At 60.3% G+C, this 10,128-nt stretch carries 9 protein-coding genes; 5 read left to right on the forward strand and 4 right to left on the reverse strand.

Annotation, left to right across the window (positions count from 1 at the left end):
* The 3 genes from AB4Y34_RS39545 to AB4Y34_RS39555 all read right to left on the reverse strand — a co-directional run.
* A partial coding sequence (locus AB4Y34_RS39545) for a DUF4148 domain-containing protein (RefSeq protein ID WP_368719098.1) occupies nt 1-187 on the reverse strand: 187 nt, incomplete at its 3' end.
* Nucleotides 188-227: 40 nt separating this feature from the next.
* Nucleotides 228-575 (reverse strand): DUF4148 domain-containing protein, encoded by a 348-nt coding sequence (locus AB4Y34_RS39550; RefSeq protein ID WP_176382911.1) that lies wholly within the window; start codon nt 573-575, stop codon nt 228-230.
* 380 nt (nt 576-955) lie between these two features.
* Complete coding sequence (locus tag AB4Y34_RS39555; protein ID WP_368719099.1) at nt 956-1,999, reverse strand: alpha/beta fold hydrolase; 1,044 nt, start codon at nt 1,997-1,999, stop codon at nt 956-958.
* A gap of 388 nt (nt 2,000-2,387) precedes the next feature.
* Between AB4Y34_RS39555 and AB4Y34_RS39560 the strand changes: the two genes are divergently transcribed.
* The 4 genes from AB4Y34_RS39560 to AB4Y34_RS39575 all read left to right on the forward strand — a co-directional run bounded on the left by AB4Y34_RS39560 (nt 2,388) and on the right by AB4Y34_RS39575 (nt 6,020).
* Nucleotides 2,388-3,104: a cytochrome c biogenesis CcdA family protein gene (locus tag AB4Y34_RS39560; protein ID WP_176125871.1), complete on the forward strand. Its 717-nt coding sequence runs from the start codon at nt 2,388-2,390 to the stop codon at nt 3,102-3,104.
* Between the two features lies 1 nt (nt 3,105).
* A complete protein-coding gene (locus AB4Y34_RS39565; RefSeq protein ID WP_368719100.1) occupies nt 3,106-3,645 on the forward strand; it encodes a thioredoxin family protein in 540 nt (179 codons plus the stop codon).
* 265 nt (nt 3,646-3,910) lie between these two features.
* Nucleotides 3,911-4,327, forward strand: a complete 417-nt coding sequence (locus tag AB4Y34_RS39570; protein ID WP_368719101.1) for a hypothetical protein — start codon at nt 3,911-3,913, stop codon at nt 4,325-4,327.
* A 370-nt stretch (nt 4,328-4,697) separates the two neighbouring features.
* Entirely contained in the window at nt 4,698-6,020 is a 1,323-nt protein-coding gene (locus tag AB4Y34_RS39575) for an amidohydrolase family protein (RefSeq protein ID WP_368719104.1), read from the forward strand.
* A 60-nt stretch (nt 6,021-6,080) separates the two neighbouring features.
* Here AB4Y34_RS39575 and AB4Y34_RS39580 read toward each other — a convergent pair whose 3' ends face one another.
* On the reverse strand, nt 6,081-8,297 hold the full coding sequence (locus AB4Y34_RS39580; protein WP_368719102.1) for a beta-glucosidase: 2,217 nt from the start codon (nt 8,295-8,297) through the stop codon (nt 6,081-6,083).
* Between the two features lie 729 nt (nt 8,298-9,026).
* Here AB4Y34_RS39580 and AB4Y34_RS39585 point away from each other — a divergent pair.
* On the forward strand, nt 9,027-10,016 hold the full coding sequence (locus AB4Y34_RS39585; RefSeq protein ID WP_368719103.1) for a M23 family metallopeptidase: 990 nt from the start codon (nt 9,027-9,029) through the stop codon (nt 10,014-10,016).
* Nucleotides 10,017-10,128 lie beyond the last annotated feature (112 nt).

Below are 10,128 nucleotides of genomic sequence, written 5' to 3' on the forward strand. Positions count from 1 at the left end.
CGGCCGCCTCGATGTTCTGCGGATATTGCGTGTTGTCGCTGGCGGGGTTGTAGCCGGCCTTTTGCAATTGAACCAGCTCCGCGCGAACTTCAGCGCGAGTGAGCGCGTGTTGCGGTTGCGATTGCGCAAACGAAACAACGGGAACAGCAACGAGTGCGGTGACGAGCAGCGATTGAACGAGTTTCATGAGTCTTCTCCGGGTATCAGAACATTCAGCGATCAACGAATCAGGAGTGCGCGTAGATCGAGCCAAGGCCGACAACGTTCGAGCCGTCGTTGGCTCCATGCGCAGCCGCATGCTTCATCGGCAGATGCGAGCTGGAAGCCGAGCTTCCATTCTCGACACCGCCGTACGCGGTAGCGTCCTTGCTGGCGCTGACCCGCGCTTCTGCTGCCTCGATGTTCTGCGGGTATTGCGCGTTGTCACTAGCCGGGCTATAGCCGGCCTTCTGCAACTGGACCACCTGCGCGCGAACTTCAGCGCGAGTGAGCGCGTGTTGCGGTTGCGATTGCGCGAACGAAACGACAGGAGCGGCGACGAGTGCGGCGACGAGCAGCGATTGAACGAGTTTCATGAGTCTTCTCCGGGTATCAAACCATCAGGGATAAGGATTGAGCGGAACACAAAGCCATCAATGCAGATACACTGTCATGCCCCGCCTGATTCACACGCAACGTTGTGAATCAACCTTGCGTGAAGACATTAGAACGCTCCAACGTATCTGCAATGTTTTCGTCACCCCCCATTTCTGCAAGCGTGTTTGTCTGCGTACGCCGTTGATACGTTGCGATACAAAACCCCGCTTCCGAACATGCGGCGCAGTGCCAGCGTCGCATGCGTCTTGCGAGTTGCGCGCGTGCTGCAAATGGCCTGCCCATGAAAAAACCCCGGCAGCCGTGCGTTCGGCTGCCGGGGTTCTGTTTAGAAGAGAAAAGCCGGCGAGCGCCGGCTCGATCAAAGGCGCGTGACGTCGAGAATCGCATCCGCAAAATCTTTCGGCGCTTCCTGCGGCAGGTTGTGGCCGATGCCGCCGCTGATGTTGCGGTGCTGATACTTGCCGGTAAACTTCTTCGCGTATGCAGCGGGCTCCGGATGCGCGGCGCCGTTCGCATCGCCTTCGAGCGTGATGGTCGGCACCGCGATCGTCGGTCCGGTCGCGAGGCGCTTTTCGAGTTCGTCGTATTGCGGCTCGCCCTGCGCGAGTCCCAGACGCCAGCGGTAGTTGTGAATCACCACGGCAACATGGTCCGGGTTATTGAACGATTCGGCGGAGCGCTCGAACGTGGCATCGTCGAAATTCCATTTCGGTGAGGCCGTATGCCAGATCAGCTTGTTGAAGTCATGACGGTTCGCTTCATAACCCGCGCGGCCACGCTCGGTGGCGAAATAGAACTGGTACCACCACGCGAGCTCGGCCTTCGGCGGCAACGGCGCGCGGTTAGCCTCCTGGCTGCCGATCAGATATCCACTCACCGACACCATCGCCTTCACGCGTTGCGGCCACAGCGCGGCGACGATGTTCACCGTGCGCGCGCCCCAGTCGAAGCCGCCGAGCACGGCCTTGTCGATTTTCAGCGCGTCCATCAGGTTGATGATGTCCACCGCGACCACTGCCTGTTGGCCGTTGCGCGGCGTATCGGCCGACAGAAAACGCGTGCCGCCGTAGCCGCGCAGGTAAGGCACGATCACTCGATAACCGGCCGCCGTCAGCAACGGCGTTACTTCGGCGAAGCTGTAGATGTCGTAAGGCCAGCCGTGCAGCAGAATGACCACCGGTCCGTTCTGCGGACCTGCTTCCGCATAGCTGATGCTCAAGGTGCCTGCATTTATCGAGCGAATGTTCTCGAACGACGCCACGCGCGCACCTGCTTTCGCATTGCCGGCCGTGTCGGCCGATTGCGCATGCGCGAGTCCGCTCAGTCCCAATTCGAGCAGGCTGACACCCGCAACCGCCGTTCCGAGAAAGCGGCGGCGACGGCTATTGATCTGATCCGACATGGTTGTTCTCCTTTGAGCCAAGATTTGATACGGAATTTGGAATAAACGAATCGAATACTGCTTGAGACGAATGGTGACAGCGCAGGCTGTCATCAGGAAGAGCAACTAAGTTCACGCATCGTTGCTTCGTAGGCAACGCAACGCTTGGCCCTAGGCGACTAACCAAATACGTGAGGCCAACCAACAGCGCCTTCGCTATTTCCATGGGGTGCTCACGCCGGGACCGCCCGGCAGCCACCGCAGCGCGTCGACTCGTCAGCCGGTTTGTGTCGCAATGTATCTGCGCCGTGCGCGGACACACAACATTGCAACCGCGCCTGATCGCCGACATAAACCAGATACGCGCGGGCGTTCCAATACGGTCATCCCAGCCAACGGAACGCCCATCATGCACAGTACCCTCGAAACTCCGCTCGCCCTGCTCGCCGGGTTGCTGACGATTGCCTCTCCCTGCGTGCTGCCGGTGATGCCGATCCTGCTCGGCACTTCCGTCGAACAACCGAGCCGTACGCGGCCACTCTTCATCGTTGCCGGCTTCATTCTGACCTTTGCATCTTTCGCGCTGCTATTGGGCGCTGTGTCGAGCACCGTGCACGTCGCGCAACAGGTACTGCGCAATACCGGCATCGCGTTGCTCGCACTGTCCGGACTTCTGCGTATCTGGCCGCGCCCCTACGACTGGCTCGTCGCACAACTGCAAGGACCGCTCGACCGGATCGGCGCGGCCATCGCTCCGGGCACGCAGCCGGGCAGCGGCAACGCGGGTGGCTTCGTGCTCGGCATGTCGCTCGGCGCGGTATGGACACCCTGCGCCGGACCCGTGCTCGCGTCGATTCTCGTGCTCGTCGTGAAGGCTCAGGACCTCGGTTGGTCGGCACTGCTGCTCACGCTGTATGCGATCGGCGCAGCGATTCCAATGCTCGCGATCATCTATGGCGGACATTACGTGACGCGTCATGTGCGTGTCGTCTCGCGTCACGCAGAGCGTCTGCAACAGGTATTCGGCGTACTGGTGATGCTGACCGCACTCGCCATCTATTTGCAGTACGACGTGCTGCTGTACGCGCGGCTCGCCGGCCTTTTCCCCTCACTCAAAGGACTTTGACATGACTACCCGATTGAAAAGCTTCGCACTGTCCGCCGCGTTTGCCGCCTGCGCGTTGATCGCGGCGAGTACGGCCGCGATCGCAGCGCCGCAGGAAAGCGGGCCGCCCGCACCCGAGCTCACAGGCATCACGCAATGGCTCAATAGCGAGCCGCTCGAATTGCAGCAGTTGCGCGGCAAAGTAGTACTCGTCGACTTCTGGACCTATAGCTGCATCAATTGCGCCAACACGCTGCCTTACGTGAAAAGCTGGAACCAGAAGTACAAGGATCAGGGGCTCACGGTGATCGGCGTGCATACGCCCGAATATCCGTTCGAACGCGACACCGGCAATGTGAAGACCGCGCTCAAGCGGCTCGGCATCACCTATCCGGTTGCGCAGGACAACCAGTACGCGACCTGGAATGCGTATAACAACCAGTACTGGCCCGCGTTCTATCTGATCGACAAGCAAGGTCATATCGTCTACTCGCACTTTGGAGAAGGCGACTATGCGCAGACCGAAGCGAAGATTCAGGCGCTGCTCGCGCAGAAGAACTGACGAAGCGCTCCGTCGCGATGACGCTGGTCGCGACGATCAGACTACATCGAGCTTTGATCGCACAAGCCCGCCTGAACCGAATCGTCGGGCCAGGCGGGCTTCTCTTCGCCCACCAAACCCTGCTCCAGATTCGCTGCCGGCGACGCTTTCAAGGTGTAAAACGGACCTTTCGCGCCCGGGTTGGACGAGCTTATTCGTCAAGACTTTTCCAATGGTACTATCGGCTGTCATTGCCGTTATTGTCCTTCTTGCCTTCGATCTCCGCATGACCTCTTCTCAGGAGAACCAACCCATGTCAGTACCGTCGCGGCTGTACAAAGTGGTTATTGGTAGCTTGCTCGTGCTGGAAACAATGGGCGCTCACGCGGCCATCAACCTTGGATTCCTGAGCGATACGCCGATCAGTCTGATGCGGCAAGCGGACATCGCGTCGATCCAGTCCGCAGTGAATCAGGCGCTCGATACCAAGCAGGATGGCGAAACACTCGACTGGACGAACGAGGCAACGCGCAACAGGCCTCGTGTCCACGCGACGATCACGCCTTCACACACGGTCAAGGAAGAAGCGCGAACATGCCGGGTCGCGGCAATCGACCTCAGTGCAAGAGGACAAACGATGCATCTCACTCCACGATTCTGCCGGTCCGGTTCGGACAATTGGGAATTTCAGCGCCGCCACTGAATACTCGAAGATTCGGCGTTCATCGATCCGGCGGGCTGGCCCTCGCTACGCCCGCTCGTCGCATCGCTATCTTAGTTCGACCGATCATTTCCGCACTCCGCTCCCGCATTTGCCATCCTCGTTCGCAGCAGATACTCTGTGCTGGCTTGACTCTCACGTCGCCAATTGTGAACTGTAGTCAGACGGCGGCTTTCGATGCACCGTGGTCCACGTCATGGGGTGAGCTATGCCTTCAGGAAAGTATCTTGGCAATAAAATAGTCAGTCCATCTTCCTCATGTCTTTGTGACAAGTCACAAGTGCAATATGCAAACCGCCGTATTAGCGCCGATCTGTCGCGCCGCGGTTTTGTCACTGGTCTCGCCGCCTCGATGTTGAGTCTGGTACTGCCCGGGCTCAGCAATGCCCAAACCACCGTGCCGCCAGCACCGCCTGCGAAGCCGGTGCTATTCACGAACTTCCGTTTGTTCGATGGCAAATCGTCGACGTTGCGTGACGGCCTCTATATGGTTGTCGAGGGTGACAGCATCAGCCAGTTGGGTCGAGGTCAACCGGCTTCGATCGACGGCAAAACGCTGGTCGATTGCGGTGGCAAGGTGATGATGCCCGGCATGATCGACATGCACTGGCATGCGCTGCTCGCGGCGGTGCCGGTTCAGGTCATCCTTCAATCGGACATTTCACTCGTCCATATCGCGGCAAGCGCTGAAGCGGAACGCACGCTACTGCGCGGCTTCACGACGATCCGCGACGCGGGCGGCCCGTCATTCGCGCTGAAGCAGGCAATCGATAGCGGCATGATTTCCGGACCGCGCATCTATCCGTCTGGCGCGATGATCACGACCACTGGCGGTCACGGCGATTTCCGCGCACTGACCGAGCTGCCGCGCACCAGCAGCCAGGTCACCCAATTGGAGCGGGACGGTGGCTTCGCAATCGCCGACACCGAGGACGAAGTCCGCTTGCGCGTGCGCGAGCAGTTCATCCAGGGCGCGACGCAGATCAAGCTGGTCGGCTCCGGTGGCGTATCGACGCCGCGCAGTCCGCTCGACATGCTCACCTTTACCGAAAAGCAGTTGCGCGCGGCCGTCGAAACAGCGGCCGACTGGGGCACCTATGTCCTCACGCATGCGTACATGCCAGAAGCGGTTCAGCGCTCCGTTGCGGCGGGCGTGCAGTGCGTCGAGCACGGTCATCTGATGGACGACAAGACTGCGGCGTTGATGGCGAAGAACGGCACGTGGTTGAGCACGCAGCCGTTCGTCAACGAAGACGACGTGGGCCCGCTCGCCCCACAGAGCCGCGAGAAATTTCTCGAAGTGATTGCGGGCACCGATCGCGCTTTCAAACTCGCGCGCAAGCATGGCATCAAGGTCGCATTCGGCACGGACCTGATCTTTTCGCAGACCGTGGCCGCAGGGCAAGGCAGGATGCTCACGCATATGAAGCGGTGGTACAACGGAGCCGAGGCATTGACGATGGCAACGGGCACCAATGGACAACTACTCGCGCTGTCCGGGCACCGCAATCCGTATCCGCGCAAGCTCGGCGTACTTGAAGAAGGTGCATACGCCGATCTGCTTCTCGTCGATGGCAATCCGCTCGAGAATCTCGACCTGATGGCTAACCCGGAGCAGAACCTGCGGGTCGTGATGAAGGATGGAAAGTTCTACAAGAACACGCTGAAAGCGTGATCGGTAATACAAGCGGGCGCGCAACTTCGCGCGCCCGCGATCGCTACGACGTCACACTATTTAGCCGTGCCCCTGCAGACGGATGTCGCGCGACGACGCGCCGACGTACACCGTGCTGCCCGGCACATAGCGCCAACGGTTGTTCGTGGTATCCCACACGCTCTGCATGCGCTGCGTCACGACCACGTGCACGCGACGCGATTCGCCCGGGTTCAGACCAACCTTGTCCCAGCCGACGAGACGCCGCGGCGGCTCACCCTGATACGGTACGCCGAGATACACCTGCGGCACTTCGGCACCGGCGACGCGCCCATCGTTACGCACGTTGAACGACACATCGATCAGACCGTCGGGCAGATGCTGAACCGATAGACCCGAGTACGCGAAGTGCGTGTACGACAGGCCGTAGCCGAACTCGAACATCGGCGTGATGTTCTGCGAGTCGTACCAGCGATAGCCCATATCGAGCTTCTCGGAGTACACCGGGTTCGCCGCAAACGCGCCATTCGTGCCCCACGTCGGCGTGTCCTGGTCGCGTACCGGGAACGTGACGGGCAGCTTGCCGGAAGGATTGACCTTGCCGAACAGCACGTTCGCAATCGCGTTGCCGCCGCCTTCGCCCGGATACCATGCTTCGACGATCGCCGACACGCTGTCCTTCCACGGCATCAGCACCGGGTTGCCGCTTTCGACGACGACGATCGTATGCGGATTGGCCGCCGCAACCGCTTCGACGAGTGCATCCTGGTTGGTCGGATTCGCGAGGCCCAGGCTCGGCAGATCGCCGATGTCCTCACCGGCCGGCTGCGCGACTACGACGATCGCAACGTCGGAGTTGGCGGCCAGCGTCGCCGCCTGGGTGATTTGCTGCTGCGTGTAGGCGGCAAACGGCGACTGTTGATCGCTGTTGCCGGCGAAGGTCACCGTCGCCTGCGGCGCGAGTGCCTGAATCGCCGACACGATCGGCGTGGGCAGCTTCAGCCACGGATTGGTCCACCAGCTGCAGCCCGTCTGCGTGCCGAACGTCAAGCCGCCGCAACCGGCGAACGCGCCTGTCACCGGATCACGCGTGTTGCCCGAACCTCCGCCAGTCAGCACCGCCGCGTCGGCATGGCCGCCGATCACCGCGATACGCGACAGCGAGCCGGCGGCAAGCGGCAACTGATTGTTGGCGTTCTTCAGCAGTACCATCGACTGTTCTTCGACCGACTGCGTGAAGGCTCTCGCGGCCGAGAAGTCGATGGTCGCGCCACCCTTCGGCGGATCGTCCATCACGCCCGTGCGGATCATCACGTACAGCTTGCGCTCGACCATGTCGTCGAGGCGCGCGGTCGACACCGAGCCGTTCGCGATTGCCTGCTTGACCAGCGTGGGCGTCAGATAGACGGTCGAACCGACGTCTTCTTCTTCGTCGAGACCGGCATTGATCGCGGAGGCAGTGCTATGCGTCGCGCCCCAGTCCGACTGCACCTGACCTTCGAAGTGCCAGTCGTTCTTCAGTACGTCGTTGAGAATGTGCGAGTTCTCGCAGGCATAGGTGCCGTTGACCTCGTTGTAGCTGCACATCACGCTGCCCGGCTGCGCGCGGCGCGCGGCGATTTCGAACGGCAGCAGATAGAGCTCGCGCATCGTGCGCTCGTCGATCTGGCTGTTGCCGCCGCCGCGGTTGTGTTCCTGCTCGTTGCCCATGTAGTGCTTGATCGTCGCGATGACCTTCTGGCTTTGCGTGCCGTCGGTGCGTTCGGCGAGCATCTCACCGGCGAGCACCGGATCTTCGCCGAGATACTCGAAGAGCCGGCCACCGCGCGGCTCACGCGCGAGGTTGGTGCCACCGCCGAGGCCCATGCCGAAGCCCTGCTGACGCAACTGGATCGCGATCTGCTTGCCGAAGTTCCACGACAGCGCGCGGTCCCAACTCGCCGCCACCGCGAGCGTCGCCGGAAAGGTCGTCGATGGCTGGTTGGTGCTGCCCGAACCGGTGGCTGAGTCGACCATGTTCAGGTCGGGAATGCCGAGACGCGGCACGCCCTGAATGTAGCCAGCGCCGCCGCCCGGCACGGCGGACATCGCGTACTCCGAATGAATGAACTGCAGTTTTTCGTCGATCGTCATCTTGTTGACGAGCGTTTCCGCGCGCCGATGCGCGGCCGCCGACGCGAACGCGTTCAGCACCGTCGACATGGGTGCGAAGTCGAGACCAGGAGTGGGCATTTCCGCGTGCGCAGCAGCGCTCACGGCCGCCGCTATCGCGACGGCCGGCCATAGTTTCTTCTGCATAGGTGTCTCTCCGAAATTGTGCTCTTCTTGGGACAACGGAGCGCGTCGGGTGGGTGGAAAGCGGACGCGAAAACAGGCATGCAGCGATGACTGCAAACGTTTGCCTGTTGGAAGAAGAATCGGCGCAGCTGGATGGGCTGTAGCGACTCTCCGTGGTGAGTAATGTAAGAATGTAGTCTGACTACAGCATCGGTAGTTTTACTAATACGCGTAATTTTATGCGTAATGGGGGTAAGGTCTTTTCTTACATAATCCAATTGAAAGTTATTGAATCAAATCGAATAAAGAAGCGGAAATTGTTATTCGAGGCTTGATTGGCAATTCGTGAATGCGGAAAAACGTACGCGAACACCGAGGCATTTCCCTGTTCGCCAGACCCAAGTGTGAGCAACCGCGCTCGTAGCTCAATCGCGCGCGCTGACACCGAGCTAATCTCAAAAATCGGATTCTCCCGATATGGGCGCCTTACCACTCTGCATAGACTAAAGGCTCTTCCTACCGGGTTGTATAGCGCGAAAGAGAACCCTTTATCGATTTATGGGGTTTTCGCGGCGTTTCAAGCGATGTCATTCATCCCTGCAGCCCTTTTCCGACTGCGAGGTTTTGAAAATGATGCGCTCGCGCTATTTACGTCACGTCTGTTCCTGTGCTCAGGCCATTTCCACCAAGGTGGGTCACTCGGCGTATTGTCGATTTAAGTCCCCAGCGGCTGCCGGATTGCTGTGCGGCATGATTGCGATGCTGAGTACGTCCGATGGGATGACGGAAGCGAAGATCGCCAGCCGCGTGAACGCATCAAGCGCAAGCCAACCCTCTTTGGCCTTGACGGTGACTGCGCCGGCCGCCAATGAATTTGTTAGCAAAACCAGTCGCAGTCAGTTAGCCGACGCTGCCCCGTTTGTCATGCCGCAGGTCGACAGCGGTTTCTACGCGGGACGGATCGAAGGCACGTTGCGCGACACCTTGGCACGCGCCAGCGTGCCAGTGGAGATACAACAGCAGATCGCGCATCTTTTCGCTCCTCGTCTCGACGTCACCGCGCCTGCGCACAAGGACGACACTTATCATGTCCTCTATGGACACGACGATACGAACGTACAGCGCAAGCGTCTAACTGCCGTCGAGCTCCGCTCGGGCGGTGAGGTCCACCAGGCCGTGTGGTTCATCGCGCCGGGACGCACCGATGGACACTACTATTCATTCGACGGGCGCAGGCTTGCCACCAAGCCATTTTCCATGCCTGTCGATCACGTTCGGCTCAGTTCGCCATTCGGTTACCGGACCCATCCGGTCAAGGGCAAACACATGATGCACACAGGTGTGGACTTTGCGGCACCGAAGGGAACACCTGTCGGCGCGGCCGCCTCAGGAACCGTGCAATTCATTGGCTTCAAAGCCGGTTACGGCAACATCATCGTACTCAGTCATCCGCGAGGCTTTACGACGCACTACGCGCACCTGTCCGCGTTCGCCCGCGATTTGCGTGTGGGTAAGCCGGTGACCGAAGGACAACCACTCGGCGCGGTAGGCAGTACTGGCACGGCCACCGGGCCCCATCTGCATTTTGAGGTGCGTGAGTATGGTCGACCGATCGATCCGCTCGTGTTGACAAGCCAAACCCGCTTCGCGCCGCTCACGACCAGTCAGCAGATCGCGTTCGACAGCATGACGGGCGCCCTGCGTGAACAACTGGCGGCATTGCCTCTAGCAGGCTGTTGAATTTGGGTCCCGTGTAGACGGGGTTTGAGGGACGGGCGTTATGGATATCGTGTTCATGATCTTTGGCAGCGGATGCGATGCGCGGAATGGATGAGATGCAGGAACCCCTGTT

Origin of the sequence: Paraburkholderia sp. BR10954, from assembly GCF_040965775.1 — a bacterium.
GTDB lineage: Bacteria > Pseudomonadota > Gammaproteobacteria > Burkholderiales > Burkholderiaceae > Paraburkholderia > Paraburkholderia youngii.